At 37.2% G+C, this 17049-nt stretch carries 12 protein-coding genes; 4 read left to right on the forward strand and 8 right to left on the reverse strand.

Annotated features, from left to right (window positions below):
* The first annotated feature begins 75 nt into the window (after positions 1 to 75).
* The 4 genes from acsn021_RS17190 (at position 76) to acsn021_RS17205 (ending at position 4450) form a co-directional block, all read left to right on the forward strand.
* On the forward strand, positions 76 to 1017 hold the full coding sequence (locus acsn021_RS17190; RefSeq protein ID WP_184093627.1) for a M14 family metallopeptidase: 942 nt from the start codon (positions 76 to 78) through the stop codon (positions 1015 to 1017).
* Positions 1017 to 1952: a M14 family metallopeptidase gene (locus acsn021_RS17195; protein WP_184093626.1), complete on the forward strand. Its 936-nt coding sequence runs from the start codon at positions 1017 to 1019 to the stop codon at positions 1950 to 1952. The genes acsn021_RS17190 and acsn021_RS17195 overlap by 1 nt, the downstream gene beginning before the upstream one ends.
* A 124-nt stretch (positions 1953 to 2076) precedes the next feature.
* Complete coding sequence (locus acsn021_RS17200; RefSeq protein ID WP_184096203.1) at positions 2077 to 3183, forward strand: ISAs1 family transposase; 1107 nt, start codon at positions 2077 to 2079, stop codon at positions 3181 to 3183.
* Positions 3184 to 3379: 196 nt separating this feature from the next.
* On the forward strand, positions 3380 to 4450 hold the full coding sequence (locus acsn021_RS17205) for a peptidylprolyl isomerase (RefSeq protein ID WP_184092264.1): 1071 nt from the start codon (positions 3380 to 3382) through the stop codon (positions 4448 to 4450).
* A gap of 139 nt (positions 4451 to 4589) precedes the next feature.
* Here acsn021_RS17205 and acsn021_RS17210 read toward each other — a convergent pair whose 3' ends face one another.
* The 8 genes from acsn021_RS17210 to acsn021_RS17245 form a co-directional block, all read right to left on the reverse strand.
* The gene (locus acsn021_RS17210) at positions 4590 to 7442 is read right to left on the reverse strand and encodes a glycoside hydrolase family 3 protein (protein WP_184092265.1); all 2853 of its coding nucleotides are present in this window, start codon (positions 7440 to 7442) and stop codon (positions 4590 to 4592) included.
* Positions 7443 to 7510: 68 nt separating this feature from the next.
* Positions 7511 to 8188: a YesL family protein gene (locus tag acsn021_RS17215; RefSeq protein ID WP_184092266.1), complete on the reverse strand. Its 678-nt coding sequence runs from the start codon at positions 8186 to 8188 to the stop codon at positions 7511 to 7513.
* A 93-nt stretch (positions 8189 to 8281) separates the two neighbouring features.
* Entirely contained in the window at positions 8282 to 10012 is a 1731-nt protein-coding gene (locus tag acsn021_RS17220) for an ABC transporter substrate-binding protein (RefSeq protein ID WP_184092267.1), read from the reverse strand.
* Positions 10013 to 10198: 186 nt separating this feature from the next.
* The gene (locus acsn021_RS17225; protein WP_184092268.1) at positions 10199 to 11110 is read right to left on the reverse strand and encodes a carbohydrate ABC transporter permease; all 912 of its coding nucleotides are present in this window, start codon (positions 11108 to 11110) and stop codon (positions 10199 to 10201) included.
* An 11-nt stretch (positions 11111 to 11121) separates the two neighbouring features.
* Positions 11122 to 12102, reverse strand: a complete 981-nt coding sequence (locus tag acsn021_RS17230; protein ID WP_243167828.1) for an ABC transporter permease — start codon at positions 12100 to 12102, stop codon at positions 11122 to 11124.
* 295 nt (positions 12103 to 12397) lie between these two features.
* Positions 12398 to 13909 (reverse strand): response regulator transcription factor, encoded by a 1512-nt coding sequence (locus acsn021_RS17235; RefSeq protein ID WP_184092269.1) that lies wholly within the window; start codon positions 13907 to 13909, stop codon positions 12398 to 12400.
* Positions 13910 to 13942: 33 nt separating this feature from the next.
* The gene (locus tag acsn021_RS17240) at positions 13943 to 15739 is read right to left on the reverse strand and encodes a sensor histidine kinase (protein WP_184092270.1); all 1797 of its coding nucleotides are present in this window, start codon (positions 15737 to 15739) and stop codon (positions 13943 to 13945) included.
* A 26-nt stretch (positions 15740 to 15765) separates the two neighbouring features.
* The gene (locus acsn021_RS17245; RefSeq protein WP_184092271.1) at positions 15766 to 16836 is read right to left on the reverse strand and encodes an aromatic acid exporter family protein; all 1071 of its coding nucleotides are present in this window, start codon (positions 16834 to 16836) and stop codon (positions 15766 to 15768) included.
* Positions 16837 to 17049: the final 213 nt, after the last annotated feature.

The raw sequence follows: 17049 nt of genomic DNA on the forward strand, positions 1-17049 counted from the left end.
TAAATACTGAGATTCAGGGTGAATTCAGCATTTTGGGATGCCCCTTTACTTTATTTTAGAAAGGATGAATGTACTATGGTAAAAACCGTATTTTCTATTGACCTCCCGGTGTTGGAAAATATGTGCATATTAAAGAACCGATTACAACCTCTTGACTTGACAGGGAATGAAAGACGTGTAAGTATCGTAACCGGTATTCACGGAGATGAATTAGAGGGACAATATATTTGTTATGAAATTATTCGGAGAATCAAGGAAAATATGGAACATCTCTGTGGTATTATAGATATTTATCCCAGCCTTAACCCTCTGGGTATGGATTCATTAACTAGGGGTATTCCTGCTTTCGATTTGGATTTAAACCGCTGTTTTCCTGGAAGTAAAGAAGGTGATATGGCAGAAAATGCTGCTGCTAAAATAGTTGAAGATATTTTAGGCTCCCATTTGTGTATTGATCTTCATTCCAGTAATATATTTTTAAGAGAAATTCCCCAGGTAAGGATGATTGAAGAAAATGCCTCCATGCTTTTACCTTACGCCAAATTGTTAAATCTTGATTTTGTATGGGTTCATCCTTCTGCAACCGTTCAAAACGCAACTCTTGCCCATGCACTAAATACCAATGGTGTACCAACTATTGCTGTAGAAATGGGTACTGGCATGCGTATTACTAAGCAGTTTGGTGACCAGATAACAGAGGGTATTTTCTGCCTTTTAAAAGAAATCGGTATGTGGAGCGGGGACGTAATTCTTCCAAAGACTCCTATTGTGTCTTCAGAAGGACATAGGGATGTTACGATGGTTCATGCAGAAGCCTCAGGCATCTTTCTGCCCGCAGTTAAACATTGGAACAGCATAAAAAAAGGAGATGTTATCGGGGATATTGTTAATACTCTGACCGGTGAAATCGAACAGCATATTATCGCCCCCTGCGACGGTATGGTATTTACTCTCAGAGAATATCCGGTTGTGAACAGCGGTTCTTTAATTGTCCGTATCTTAGGAGGTGACTTGTAATGCACAAAGATATTGTTTATTCTGTGAAATCTCCTTTTCGTTCTGAAATGAATATCTTAGGTTACCGTTTCGGTAAAGGCGAAAAATCAGCCTGTATTGTTGGACCTACCAGGGGCAATGAAGTTCAGCAGCTTTATATCTGCTCTCAGATTATTAAAACCTTATCAAGACTTGAAAAAACCGGTGCTATCGTAAATAACAATGAAATTATGGTTATCCCCACTGTCAATCAATACTCTATTAATACAGAAAAACGTTTCTGGGCTATGGATAATACGGATATAAACCGTATGTTTCCCGGTGATGAAGAAGGCGAAACCACCAAAAGAATTGCCGCAGGCATCTTCAATGCAGTTAAAGGATTCAGCTATGGAATCCAGTTCGCCAGCTTCCATACTCCCGGAGATTTTATTCCCCATGTCAGAATGATGGAAACCGGTTATCAGAATACCAGTTTGGCTAATTTATTCGGACTTCCTTATGTGCTGACAAGAAAGCCCCAGCCTATCGATACAGGCACCTTAAACTACAACTGGCAGTTAAACGGTACGAATGCTTTTTCTGTTTATACCAGTGCAACCGACTACATCGATGAAAAATCAGCAAATCAGGCTGTATCCTCCGTTCTACGCTTTCTTACCAGAATGGGTATAATAAAATATAACTGCCATAACGGCTTTATTGCCACTACTTTAGAAGAAGAACTGCTGATGTCCATTCGTGCAGATGTTTCCGGCATTTATAGGCGTTTTAAAGAGCCGGGGGAAGAAGTAACTTTTGGAGATCTTCTGGCAGAAGTGGTTGACCCCATAGAAGGTGAAGTAAAATCCCAGATAATAGCTCCAAGTGACGGTATTATCTTTTTTGCTCATGGAAAGCCGCTAGTCATTGAAAATTGTACCGTATATAAGTTAATTCGCAGACTTCACGAGTAATACTTGTATAATTTGCCAGAAAATAAGTATATTCTGTGAACTCCTCAAGACAAACGCATGAATATATTTAAAGGTTTATAAGAATAAGGGAAAAGTGTATAATCATTCCAAGGGGGATGAAAAAATGCACAAGACATTGAAATATTTAGAACAAGTAGAAGATTTAAGACAGAAGAAAAAAATTCTTTACAAGATGAGTGATATTATAGCGCTGGTATTCTTTGCAATGCTGGCAAATGCAGACGAATGGATAGCAATAGAAATATTTGGGAAAGAACATGAGAAGTTTCTGCGAAGATATTTGGAGCTTCCAAACGGCATTCCTTCTCACGATACGATTCAACGTGTATTTAGCATGGTATCCCCAGAGTTTCTTCAGAAATTCCAACTGCTTTGGAATGAGATGCTAAGTAGCGGAGAAGGAGAAAAAATCAAAAAAATCCTCGCCATTGACGGAAAAACACAATGTGGAAATAGGAACAAAGACCAGAATGCAAACCATATTGTCAGTGCAGTGGACGAGAAAGGAATCTGCCTTGGGCAAAAGCGAGTAGAAGAAAAGACCAATGAAATTACAGCGATTCCTGAACTGCTTGACGATTTGAACGTGAAAGGTCATATCATTACAACGGATGCAATGGGAACGCAAACGCAGATTGTAAAGAAGATATGGAAAAAGAAAGCCGATTACGTGCTAGCCCTAAAAGGAAATCAGGGAAGACTTCATGAGGATGTGAAATTATATTTTGATGATGTTGGATTATTGGAGCAGTGTGCCTATACAAAGACAATAGAGAAAGCGCGAGGCGGCATAGAGAAGCGCGAATACTGGCAGAGTGTAGATATTGCATGGCTAGAGCAGAAGAAGGACTGGGCAGGGCTGAAATCCATTGCAATGACACGCAATACTATAGTCAGAAACGAGGTAGAGATAACGGAAACCCGATATTTTATAAGTAGTCTACCACTAGAGGTCAGCGAAATTGCCCGAGCGATTCGGGGACATTGGATGGTGGAAAGTTTTCATTGGCATCTGGATGTAACCTTTCGAGAGGATGACAACCACACCCTTGAAAAGCAGGCAGCATTTAATTTAAATATCATGAGAAAACTGGCATTGAACGTATTAAGGATATATGAATTAAGGAAAACGCCCATGAGCCTGAAAATGAAACGCTTTGCAATTGGAACGAATCCTGAAAGACACTTGGAAAACATTCTGAATCTGTAATACTTAAAAAAGATACATTCAAGTGCTTGTTAATAGAACACATTCATGCGTTTGTCGTGGTGAACTCCTTTATAAATCTTGACATATGTGCAAAATAGTTTAAAATGTAAAGTATGTGTATGCTTTTATTTATTTATGCTTGGAGCGTATTAGAAGACGCTCTCGCACTTAAGAATTATAATTTGGAGGAAACCTAGTGAAGAAATCAAAAAAAATTCTGAACCTCCTGTTAATAGCCTTATTAGCAGTTGGAATGACATTGACAACAGGGTGCAGCAAAAAACAGAATCCTGCCGAATCTTTGGTATTAACTGTTAATGACCAGAATGTGTACTTAAATGAAATAATGTATTATATTTCTGCTGTTGAAGCCCAAGGTGCCCAATGGGAGCAAATGTACCAGGCCTATTATGGGTCAAGTTATTGGGATACAGAATACGAAGAAGGCAAGACCATGCGTGACCAGGCAAAAGAATATGTTATGGATACTGCTATCAAATACGAAATTATTTATGATAAGGCAGTAAAAGAGAACTATACTTTAACAGAGGATGAGAAGAAACAGGCCGAACGTAACGCAGAAACTATTCTTGCAGAAATGACTGAAGATACTTTAAAGATTACAGGTTTTACCAAAGAAATCCTTACTAAGGTTCAAGAAAAGCTTATGCTGGGTGAAAAATATTACAGCAAAATTGTAGAAGACCTTCCTATCGATGATGAAGCTATTAAAGCTGGTATTAAGTTTGAAGATTACAAACAGTACAATACTAAATATATCTTTGCAGCCACTTCCAAACTGGATGAAAGCTACAATACAGTTGAGTTAAGTGATGAAGAAAAAGCAGCAGCAAAAACCGCTGTTACTGATGCCCTGAAAAAGGTGAACGAAGGCACTGAATTCGCTGATATTGTGAAAGATAACGATACGCTTACTACCGCAGATGCTAATTTTGTCTATGAAGACGGAAGCATTGAGAAAGAATATCAGGATGCTGCTATGAAACTGGAGAATGGAGCTGTTACAGACAGCATAATAGAAACAGAAACCGGTTATTATATTATAAAGATGGTGAATAATAATTCTTCTGAAAGCTATGACACAGCTGTTGCTGATGCTGTTGCCACTGCAGAGGACGAAGGTTTTACTGCTGAGTATAACAAAATAAAAGAAGCTTATACAACTACTATTAACACTAAAGTATGGGATTCTATTAAGCTTGGTAATATAACAATTGTCGCAACCACTGAAAGCAAAGATAAATAATAAATCATGTAAATTTACTTGATTTATACATAAGAAACTCCATGACTTTCTTACAACACCTACTCGGTTAGATGAGATGTCATGGAGTTTCTTCTTTGTACAACACTACTATGGAAACCACGTTTTCTAACCTTTACAACTATACCAACCTTAAGGAAAGCAGTGAAACTCTACTCTCTAATACCAAGTATAAGTCATGTATTCCGGTAGTTGTTTTTATTTGTTGGGAACAGCTAACAAAAGCTTCACTTCCAAGCGTTATCGGTATTTCGATTGTACAAATCGGCTCTTCTTGTATGGAATCAATATATACAAAAATCCTTCTTCCACCTTCTGCTGTAGCTGCCTCTAATACTACAGCCGTTCTATTATTCATATTTACCTGTTGGTACTTAAGAATACCGTGCGTGTACTTTGTTACGAGATAATGCTTTGCCAACTTTTTTGAAAATAACATGGCCACCCCTTCTTTATCATCATAATTGATGGAAGGTGTTGTTTTTTCTAAGGTTTGAGCCGGTATATTCTCTCCATCAATCCAGATCCTATGTTCTAACCGGATATCCTCACTGCTGCTGCCTGCCTGGAATATATATTCTCCGCTCTCAACACAAAATTTTTCTCTTGTCACATCATAAAACTGTAGAGTCTCCTTGTTTATATCAAACGTTATCTCTTTTGTCTCTCCTGCTTCTATATAGATTCTCTGAAAACCGCAAAGTTGTTTTAACGGCCTATCCACGCGGGATTTCATAGCTCTAAAATATATTTGTACTACCTCTTCCCCTCCAAATTTAGAAGTATTTTTTACATTCAGGGTTACTTGTATTTTTTCGGAATGTCCATTACTGTTCTCTAAAAGCTTTACTATAAGTTTATCATATAAGAATGCTGAATAACTGAGCCCGTGTCCAAATGGGAATAAGGGTTTACCATCATAATATAAATATGTGGTGCGATTTTTTTTTATATCATAATCCATAATATCCGGTAATTCTCGTACTGAAGTATACCAGGTCATAGGTACTCTGCCAGCAGGATTATAACTTCCATACAGTACCTCAGTCAAAGCTTTTCCAAGCTCTGGTCCGGCATGACATGTATGAAGAATCGCTGGTATATGTATTTTTTCCCAATTCAGGGCATAGGGATAACTTGCAACCACCACTACAATTGTATTTGGATTCACATCATATACTGCACGAATTAGTTCCTGTTGGTGTTTCGGAAGCACAATATCCTCCCTGTCATAGCACTCTCTTGCAACCTGCATCGGATCATTTCCAACTATAACGATTGCTGTCTTAGCTTCTCTGGCTAATGCCTTAGCACGTTCGATACCACTGGATTGTATCTCAAGCTGAAACTGCTTTTCCTCCGTCATTCTTGAGGGCAAACTACTTTTTAAATAACCATCCTTGTCAATTAAAGCTTCCATACCATTCCATAAATTTATGGTAGTATATTCTTCCTGCTTCATATCTGTGAACTTTTTGCAGTTAAACCCTTCCTTAACAAACCAATGATAGGTACTTATTCCAGTAGCTTTTATTCCTTCTTCCCCTTCATCTCTTAAGAACTTTTTATGGCAGACGGAATAGAAGTTTTGAACATCTCTATCCCAGGAATGGCATTCAAATATTTCCCTCTCTCCTGGGATGTCCGCTTCTGTAACTACTTCTCCGCTATCCCTGACCGTTAAATAGTTCCCTGTTGCTTTTACCTTAAAGGCAATACGGTCATAGCCGTTATCATAACTTACGGCCTCTTCTCCTAAATATTCTTTTAACCCTGTTAAAGGTGATACCTGATAGGTAGAAAATCCCGTATACCAGTCGGCATAATTCGTATCTGCCAATGGTCCGATAACTGCCACTTTCCCACTTTCTTTACTAAGAGGTAATATTCCGCTATTTTTTAGTAATACCATCTGCTCCTTTGCTGCCCTATTATTTAAAGCTATATGTTCTTTACAGATTATTATCTGCTCTGATATCTTTGCATAGGGATTCCGGTCTTCAGGGTCAAATTCCCCCAGATGAAAACGGACCTTGAGTACTCTTTTCAAGCTCTCGTTTAACTCCGCTTCTGTCAGTAGATTGGTTCGTATGGCTTCCAAAACAGCAGTATATACCAGTTCTTTATCATCAGTCATAATATCCGTACCGGCTCGTATGGCAAGTGCTACACTTTCTGCATGGGAATCTACATAGTGATGTTCCGTAATGTTTTGCGAGAAATCACAGCCGTCACTTACAACAAACTCCAATCCCCACTGGTCTTTGACTACAGTCTTCAATTCCGGATTCAGTATAGCAGGCACTCCAGACAATTCATTATAAGCTGCCATAATAGATACAGCTCCTCCTTCCGTGATGGCCGGTTGGAAAGCCTTATAATAGTACTCATGCTTTGTTCGGGGCTCTAGGTTCGCAGAGCATTTGCCCCTGTCTTTTTCATTATTATTGGCACAAAAATGCTTCAAGGTCGGGGCTGTGAGATAATAAAATTCATCATCCCCTTTCAGTCCCTTCGTATATGCTTTCGTCATTTCTCCGGTAAGATACGGATCCTCTCCATAAGCTTCTTCGGTTCTTCCCCATCTTGGATCACGCTCCATATCTACAGTAGGGCCCCATACCATTAACTTTCCTTTTTTCTCTTTTTGATAATAAACTCTGGTCTCTTTGCCTGCCGCCTCCCCGATTTGATACATCAAATTCGTATCAAAAGTAGCAGCTAAACCAATTGGCTGAGGAAATACCGTTGACGGTTCATTACTGCTTCTTCCAACATACCCTCTCGCTATCTCGCAGCCAATCCACCATTCTGAGATACCAAGCCGTTCAATTCCTTGTTGTTGGGCAGATATAAGTCCTGCCTTTTCCTCTAAAGTAAGTCTGGATATTAAATCATCAATCCGCTCCTTTAAGGGTAAGTCCGGATTCCAAAAAGGCAAAGTTCTATACTTTGCCATACCTTTTTGTAACATATATAACTCCTCCTTTCATAGCTAACACACATAGATATTTAGGTACGGGCTTTAATCAACAGGTTCGGCTATTCATTGAAATCCTGTACTTTCAGAGACGCTTCATTGGAATGTTCATCCTCCCATTCTCCTTTTAATTGCTCCAACTGTTCAAATATTTTAAGAACATATGCCGATACTATAAAAGTTACGATACCGATTCCAAGAACTATAACAAAGAACAAAGTGGTAGTGGAATAAAAACCAAGAAACAGTAATGCTGCTATCAGTATAATTATAATAAGTGTACGGAAAAAATAACGTATGGATATGGCAATTGAATTTAGTAAAATCCTTCCGACCGAATTATTATATCTTGCCAATAAAGGAAATGCATAAATGAAAGAAAATACATACAGTACGGTAGCTAAAATAGTTACTCCCTGAAAGAATAGTTTCACTTCCTCAGCTTTATAAAACAACTGATAATAATTTGTTCCAAGAACTACCCCAAAAGCCAGAAAAAGCAGCCATACTATGGTTCCTTGTTTTAGATTTTCATAAAATGCTTTCAAAAAACTTTTAACAATATAATCTTCTTCGTCCTTTACAAGCTTCATATTCACATAATACACGGCTGTTGTTGCTGCTCCTATTGTTACAATTGGCAGACTGCATACAAGCCATAATAGACTCAAAATTAAAATATCCGTTAGTTTTGATAACAGATTGTATAACGGACTGTTCATACTAAAAAAACTCTTCATAATGCCCTCTTTTTTTTAATAAATATTTAATATGCGTTATATTTTTCCAGGTTTGAAAAATATAACGCATAGTTATAATCCATTTATATTCGATTAGTCAGCTTTCCAAAAGGCTGCTTTCTTCTGTATAAGCTCAGTCATCTCTGTATTTGCTTTTTCTAATCCTGCTGCTTTTAGTTTCTCCTGAAATTCCTGCCATAGAGAATCAAATTTTTCAGGTGTACTGATGGTTAACTGTACCAAATACTGCCAAGATATCTCATCAGCCTGAGCTACAAAGGAGCTTAACATAGAATCAGTTGGGATTGCTAACTGCCATACAGCACCATAATCAGATACAGGGAATTCATCTGTCTGAGGGAATATATCTATTAACATTGTTGCTCCCCATGCTTCTACCGCTTTCTTCTCTGCTGGATTGTAATTAGCAATCTTTGATTCAACAGATACGGTTGTATAAGTCTCTCCATTAGCATCTACGCGTCCGTCACCATATTCCGGAAACGGATAGGAATGGAATCCAACACCTGTTTTTTTCGAATACTCGGAATCAGATTTGCTGTATTTGTATTCCTCCTCCGGTACATAACGTTTGCCATTGTCATCCAACTTATAGTTAATTCCTTCTATTCCCCAGTGGTTTAATATCTGCGCTTCATCAGAACACATCCAGTCTAAAAATTTAATTGCTGCAACCGGATCCTCACATGCAGTCGTAATTCCGACACCCCATCCTCCTGAATAACCTTGATCCATAAGTGAAGCATTTTTAATATTTTCATTCAAAGATATCGGAAGTCCTGCATAGGATCTTTCATACATGTCTGCTGCCAGTAAGGAAGCTACAGCAGTATTATAATCCCAGCTTGCATCAGCCAAACCTAAAACACGGCCGGTTGCTATTTTAGCCAGATAGTCATCGTGTGTCTGCGTTGCAAATTCCGGATCTAGTAACCCGGTGTTATACATATGATTTAGCCACTTATAATACTCATACTGCCCGTCAGCAGCATGCTTATAAGTTGCCTGATAGTTGTTGGCATCATCTATAATCCATTGACCATTATCAGCAGCTCCGGAAGCCATTCCGGAAGGATTGGCTAAAGTGATATACCAATGCCAGTCTGTAGTTGATAATGTCATGCCGATGGTGTCATAAGTACTTCCGTCCGGTCCGGTCATTGTAGGATTTTTTGCAATATAATTCTTAATGAGCTCTTCATACTCCTGTAGGGTTTTAGGAATGGCATAGCCAGCATCTTCCAACACTGCATACTGAAGCTGCATAGAACCATCCGTAGCATATTTTTGTGCCCCAACACCATTCGCACCAAGGGCATAAATAGCTGGATCCTCTTCACTGTATTTCAGACGGTTTAACATATCTCCGAAAAGCTTTTTGATATTAGGACCATATTGTTCAATCAAGTCTGTTAAATCAATTAAAGCTCCGGCATCAATTAACTGTGTCGTATCCCCTTTTGCATAAATTAAATCAGGATATTCCTGAGATGCAATCATAAGTGCAATTCTCTGGTCATCTCCATCAATGGGATAATCTGTTTCTAAGGTTACACCTGTACGCTTTGTAATCTCTTGCGCTACCGGGTCGGTCCAAGGATCCCCTTTACTATCTGCACTGTAAAAGGTAAATGTTTTAGGGACAATTTCTTCTGCATCCTGCGTCGGTCCCGCTCCTTCAGTAACCGGTGCTGCAGATGGGTCAGTCGAAGTCTGACTGCCTTTGTTTGTCTTACATCCTGCTAAAATTGTGGCAAGCATGGTTACTACCAACAATAGGGATATAATTTTTTTCTTTTTCATGAATTTTCCCCCAATCTAAATTATTTGGATTTTATTTAATTCCTGTGTTTTTAGAATCTATCCTAGTTGGAACACAATCTTAAGCCTCAGGTATTTTATATTGTTAAGTGCGTTTTATACCTTATCTTTTTTAATTGAATTCTATCTGAAAGGATTTCTTCTTAGTATTACAGAACTTAAATCAGATTAACTTTTCACCGCCCCAAGGGTCATTCCACCTACAAAGTATTTCTGTAAAAACGGATAAACAACCACAATAGGTACGGTTACAATTACCGTAATTGCCATTCTGACAGACTGAGGCGTTATGGTGGCTACGGTTTCAAGGGCTGCTGCCTGATGCATGCTACTCAAATTGATTCCCGTATCATTGAGTATTTCATACAGTTTGTATTGTAACGTCGGCAGGTTTCTTGCATAAAAATAGGTATCCATAAAAGAGTTCCATTGTCCAACCGCCACAAATAAAGCCACAGTAGCCAGTACCGGTTTACACAGAGGTACTATGATTTTATAAAATACAATAAAGTCATTGGCACCATCAATTTGTGCGGATTCCTGTAAGGCTGTTGGCAGTCCGTCTATAAAGGAACGAACCAAAAGTATGTTATAGACCCATATCAAAGATGGTATAATATATACTAAAAAACTATTGCTTAAACGGAGAGTTCTGGCGATTAGCAGGTATTCCGGCACCAGACCACCGCTTACATACATGGTCACTATAAAAATTATGGTAAACAGCTTGTTAAAATAAAAATCTCTTCGGCTGAATACAAATGAAATCATGACCGTGGCAGCAAGATTGGTTATTGTTCCAGCTACCGTCCTAAGCACAGATATCAAGAACGGAAATAGTAGTTTTTCTTCCCGAAACAGCTTCTCGTAATTCGCCCAAGTAAATTTTCTTGGAATGATAAAATTCATCCCTCTAACCGTATCCAGAGAATCATTTAGAGAAATAGCAACCACATTTAAAAACGGATATAAGGTGGCTATTATAACTACAATAAAAAATACCACTAAACAGATGTCAAACGTTGTAATTTTATTTGAGTTTCTTTTGATTTTCCCTTTTTCTTCCTTTAATTTTACCATGCCACTCCCTCCTAAACAAGCGAACCTTCGCCAATTTTATTTGCTATTTTATTGGCACCCATTAGCAATAAGAGACTTATTGCTGACTTAAAGATACCAACTGCCGTACCAAAGGAGTAGTTATTTTCACCAATACCAAACAAATAAGCATACCAATCAAGTACGTTGGCATAGTCTTTTGTTATGGCATTACTCATAAGCATCTGTCTCTCCATTCCAATATTTAACACAGAACCTATACTTAGAATAAGCAGCACGATTATTGTAGGGCGTATACCCGGTAAAGTAATATGCCACATCCTGCGAAATCTTCCAGCACCGTCTACCTTGGCTGCTTCATAAAGCCCCTGATCTATTCCTGTCATAGCCGATAAATAGATAATGGCATCCCAGCCACATTCTTTCCATACATTAACAAGGCATACCACAAACCAGAACCTGGGACCGGTCTGACTTAGAAATTTAATGGGTTCGGAGATGATACCCATACTCATAAGTATTTGATTAAGTACACCGGAATCCTTTAAGAATATCTGCGCAATACTTGCAATAATAACCCAGGACACAAAATGGGGCAGGTATGATATGGTTTGAGTTAGTTTTTTAAACCGCATTACCCTAAGTTCATTTAAAAGCAAAGCAAAAATTATAGCTGTTGCAAACCCCAGTACGATACTGATACCACTCATTGCAAGCGTATTTCTAAGAGCGGCATAAAACATATCTCTGCTAAAAACATCTTTAAAATTCTTTAACCCCACCCATTCTCTTTCCCATACGGGAAGTACAAAGGATTTTGGCCTCACGTTCTGAAAAGCCATGCTCCAGCCCCACAAAGGTACATACTTAAATATAATGATCCAAATAATAAAGGGAACCGACATAAAATATAAATATCTCTGTTTCCGTATCAGATTCCATGTCAATTTCTGTTTTTTCGGTTTTTGTACCATCATACCGTCTACTTTATGATACTTAATCTTTTTACCCATACGGTATTCCCCTTTCCTTCTATAGGAACTGCAAAGCTCTGTTTTGCAGTTCCTATTTTATACTATTATAGTAAAGAAAAAAAAAAGTGAACACCCAAATAAATTTATATATTTTACCCTAATTTTTATATATTTTTCCAGTTTTTTTATTGGATATGATATCTATCTTTTATATAGCCATTTATTCATTGGCACTATTGACTATCTTCTTCGTATCCCTCTCAAGTTTTTATATACAGCAATAAAATAATGCTTTCCAAAACATGTATCTTCTGGGTTTTAGAAAGCACAAAAATTATTTATTTTTAAATTCTTTTGGACTGAGCCCTACATATTTCTTAAACTTAGAATAGAAATAATCAATGTTACTGTAACCCACTTGTTCAGATACCTGATATACTTTTAAATCAGATTCTGTTAACAGCCTTTTGGCATTCTTTATGCGTATGGAGTCCAAAACATTATTAAAGCTTTCACCTGTGCCCTTTTTAAATATCTTACCAAGGTAAGCACTATTGTAGTTAAACATCCGGGCAATAGACTCTAATTTCAAGTCAGTCCTGTAGTTTTTTTCCATATAGGTTAACATCCGTTTAATCACATTATCAGAGGATGTCCCCCCTACTAAACTGCTTAAATTGATTAAAAATTCATATTCTCTTTCCATTGCTATTTCCAAAGTGTAAGAATTTTTTATTAATTCTATCACATCATTAATATCTGTATCATTCTGTTTTTTAATTTCATAGTTTTTTTCGAGCCTATGATGAATTTTAATTAAATTCTGCGTTATCTTTACCTTTACATCCGCTTCATTCCAAAGATTCACCCTGTAATACTCCCTGCGTCTTTGAAGCACTTCTTTTATTCCTGTTATATCCCCAATCTCTACTAAGCTGCCTAGGAGGTCAATTAAAGATTCTTCCTGAATGATTTTAGGATTTCGTAAGATAGTAATATCAATGATGTCTGCTTCTTCATACAAAAATTGATAAGCTGATAACATTTTAGCACATTCATAGGAAAAATGTATATCCTCCCAGTAATTAACGGTATGCCCTAGGGTTATAAACAGTTTATCCTTATTAATATTTCTCCTTTTATCACTATATTGCTTTAAAATCTCCCGAAACCGTTCATAAGTATAACCCTTTCCGATAAACACTTCTTTATCCTCTAGATATAACCGCTCCACATCTCCTAGTAAGGCTGCTTCCTCCTTCCTCATTTCTTCTGGCTCTAACTCTTGGAAAAGTTTACGTTTTTGACTGAGAATTGCCACACTATAGTTATCCATATGATAATTCAGACCATACTGCTTTAACTCTCCTCGGATATCCGTACTCTCTACTTTGTATAAAAGGAGTCTGCGAAGCAGTTCTTTTTTAGCTTTTAGCTCGCTATTACTAAAGTAAGCATCTAAATTCTTCTTAGCTTCTAATTCCTCTACCATATTCCTTATGCTTTCTTCCAGTTCTTCCTCATCAATTGGTTTTAGCAGATAAGCTCTGACCCCTAAAGAAATTGCCGATTTAGCGAATTCAAAATCTGAATGCCCCGTTAAGATAATAATTTTCCCATCAAAGCCCTGTTCTTTTGCTTGTTTAATAACTTCAAGACCAGACATTCCCGGCATTTTAATATCGATTAATACTAAATCCGGGTTAAGCGCAATTATTTTTTGCAGACCGTCCTTTCCGTCACATCCTTCTCCGCAGATGAATAGCCCCATACTTTCCCAGGATAATAAGGTTCTTATACCTTCTCTGACAATTGGCTCATCATCAATGATTAGCAATTTATACATAACTTTCCTCCTGTATCGTATCACTTACCTTTTTTACTGTATATCGGTAATCCCCTTTGGTAATAGAATGGATACTGAGGTACCCACCTGTTCTTTGCTGGTTATGGTTAAACCATAGTGCTCTCCATATAATAGCTTAATTCTTTGATGTACATTACTAAGTCCTATATTGCTCTTATGAAGTTCATCCATATTATTCATATCTTCCCTTAACTGCTCTAGTTTATATTCCGGTATTCCAAGTCCATTATCTATAACATGAATCATTAGATTCTCTTGTTCTTCTATATAAATATAGATTTCACCTGTCGCTTCCTTTTCTTCCAGTCCATGAACGAAGGCGTTTTCTACTATGGGCTGAATAATAAGGGGCATAATTTTATACTTGCTGATATCACAGAATAATTCAATATTAAATTTTATTTTATCTGTAAAACGATATTTCTGAATTTTTAAGTAATACTCAACCAGCTCAAGCTCTGATTTTAATGTTACAAGCTTATCACCTACTTCTATATTTCTGCGCATGATTTTAGCCAGCATTTTAACAAGCTCTTCGATTTCATATTCCTTGTTGCAGCGTGCTTTCATACGTATAGTTTCCAAGGTATTATAAAGAAAGTGGGGATTTATCTGACTAGCAAGCATTTTAAATTCCACATCTTTTTGCCTGCTGTTTATTTTTTCCGTTTGTATTTTTTCCTCATATATTGCAGCATAAAGCTTTTGTATACTATCTATCATGGTATACAAATCATCATACAATAATCCTATTTCATCCTTCCCTTCCATTTTAGTAGGAAAATTAAAATTACCGTTAGCCGCCTTATGCATTTGTTTGTGAAAAAGTTTGACTCGTAGGCTGAATTGATTAGAGAAAAAATAGATTAAAGTCAGTGACATAACAAAGCTGCATATTATAAATACGAATCCTTCCAGATTTCTGTCATTAGCAGCCTTTAATAAGGTACGGTAGGGCTGAAAGCTTACAATAAGGCCTCTGCTTTTTGTCTTTCTGTACTTAAGTGGCATGACTGACATAACGCAGTCTTCCCCCCTGTATGTAACCCGGTTACTGCCATCTCTTTTATACTCCTTTATAAGATTCAGTAATTGTTCTTTATCCGTATCCTTTCTATTGGAAATCACTATCTGTTCATCATTCATAACAAATATGGTTTCATATTGCCGCTTATTGAATAGATCCTCCAAAAGCTGGGTTCGTACCTGTATCATTAGTACACCCACGTTCTTTTTCGCTTTCGTACTTATAAGTCTGGTAAGGCACCAGTAGCTTCTGCGGTTTATATCATCGTAAACATAATTCCAGACGGAACTACCTCCCGCATTCATTGTTTCCTGATACCAATCCTGTGAAAGTATGCTGTCGTTAATGCCATAAAACCGGTTGTTGCTGGGTATGGTCTTATTATCCAGATACATTCGAATATTATTAATTTCTTTATAGTAGTAATTCATATAATTGCTAATCGTATCGTATGCTATGTAATCCGAAACCATCTCATCATAACTGGAATATTCATTAAATGCTATATGCTCTAACTCATTGTCAAAGTACATTCGCAAAGATACATCTGTTATAATTCGCATCGTTTCTATAATACGGTCTGACATAACCGATAGTTCCGATTTCTCGGATGCCTTCGTTTGTTCAATGATTATATTTTGTGTTCCATTAATCAGGTATGTAATTAAAACCAGAAGGGGAATAAAACCACCGATTATATAGATTGTAATTATTTTTTCACGTATTTTCATATTTAGAATAAAAGTCTTAAACCTTGCGATAAGCCCTTTTATTGTCCCCATAGTTTACCTTCCCCATTATCCTTAAGTTACTTCCTGCCTTTTTCCCAAAAGGTCTCTATCTGCTTCTTTGTAATCCCTCTGACGAAATCCCTTTTAATCTTTAAAAAGCTTTCCAAATCATATAATATTAAATACAATATAGCCCGGTTTTCAAACTCCTCTCTGGTAGCGGGATTCGGTTCTTCCTTATAATCCTCTTTAATAACCTCAAGGTCAAACAAAAGTCTTTCTGCATTGTTATATTCATGAAATTGCGCTCCGATACATTGTATAAACATAGAAATTGGTTTTACCTGCTTTGGTATCTGTGTCAGAAGACATAACTGCTCTTTTATATGCTCAAGGATTACTAACTGACTTTTACGCATATCAAAATATTGTATATAATACCGTGTATCACTTAACAAGGTATTATTCATATTGGCATACGCTCCTAATAGGGCATCAGAAAGCAATTGATTTAAAACAGCAAATTCCTCCTCCAGACAGCAGCCCATCTTGCAATTTTTTTCTTTGCTGCAATCTGTCATCTCTGAACTTTGTCTCTCAAAGAGGATACATTCTGCCATACTTCCAAGAATGTTCTTCATATGCTGCTCCACCTTGTCCATGTCGGACTTCACTTGCCAAAGCCTGGCCGGAATATATATATTACATAGAATCCCCACTAAAATTCCAATTCCAAAGATTGCAAGTTCATTACCTATAAACGAGGCTTCCATATTTTTTTCGATTAAAAAATGTGTTACCATAACCGAGCACATAGATATGCCATCCTGCAAACGCAATAAATAACTGCCGGTAATAAAGACTAATAAAAATAATCCAAATACATGGGTATAGTAACCAATACTTTGAAACAACAGATATGCAGCGGTTATTGCGAAAAGAAATGCCAGGAAACGTTTTCCGGCTAATTTCAGAGTTTCTTTTTTTGTATCCTGTATACTAAGCAGAGTAATTATTCCCGCTGAAGCACTGTACTTTAAACCAAGCACTTCCGCAAGCAATATAGCTATACTGCTGCCTATGGCAATCTTAATAATTTTAATTATATTTATCTGGTATTTTTTCAATAATGCCTGACCACTCGCCAATGCTATCGCCTCCTCTATAACTTAACAAAAGCAGACAATTGTGACACACTATCTTAAAGACAGGAAGTAGACGAAATCACCAAAATAAAGAGGACTTACCACCGCATGAACCTGTTTTTGGTGATTTTGACTACCTCCATCACATGCACAGACTGTTTCGCAATTGACTACTTAAGAAAAGGCATATGCTACCTTTGTAACTTATGCCTTTTC

Source organism: Anaerocolumna cellulosilytica, assembly GCF_014218335.1.
In the GTDB taxonomy this organism is placed as follows: Bacteria; Bacillota; Clostridia; order Lachnospirales; family Lachnospiraceae; genus Anaerocolumna; species Anaerocolumna cellulosilytica.

Excerpts from the sequence above, each read along its gene's own strand:
- acsn021_RS17215 (WP_184092266.1), bottom strand. The coding sequence starts at position 8,188 with ATGAAGAGTTTTTTTAGTATGAACAGTCCGTTATACAATCTGTTATCA.
- acsn021_RS17235 (WP_184092269.1), bottom strand. The coding sequence starts at position 13,909 with ATGTATAAATTGCTAATCATTGATGATGAGCCAATTGTCAGAGAAGGT.
- acsn021_RS17240 (WP_184092270.1), bottom strand. The coding sequence starts at position 15,739 with ATGGGGACAATAAAAGGGCTTATCGCAAGGTTTAAGACTTTTATTCTA.
- acsn021_RS17210 (WP_184092265.1), bottom strand. The coding sequence starts at position 7,442 with ATGTTACAAAAAGGTATGGCAAAGTATAGAACTTTGCCTTTTTGGAAT.
- acsn021_RS17230 (WP_243167828.1), bottom strand. The coding sequence starts at position 12,102 with ATGGGTAAAAAGATTAAGTATCATAAAGTAGACGGTATGATGGTACAA.
- acsn021_RS17225 (WP_184092268.1), bottom strand. The coding sequence starts at position 11,110 with ATGGTAAAATTAAAGGAAGAAAAAGGGAAAATCAAAAGAAACTCAAAT.
- acsn021_RS17200 (WP_184096203.1), top strand. The coding sequence starts at position 2,077 with ATGCACAAGACATTGAAATATTTAGAACAAGTAGAAGATTTAAGACAG.
- acsn021_RS17190 (WP_184093627.1), top strand. The coding sequence starts at position 76 with ATGGTAAAAACCGTATTTTCTATTGACCTCCCGGTGTTGGAAAATATG.
- acsn021_RS17195 (WP_184093626.1), top strand. The coding sequence starts at position 1,017 with ATGCACAAAGATATTGTTTATTCTGTGAAATCTCCTTTTCGTTCTGAA.
- acsn021_RS17220 (WP_184092267.1), bottom strand. The coding sequence starts at position 10,012 with ATGAAAAAGAAAAAAATTATATCCCTATTGTTGGTAGTAACCATGCTT.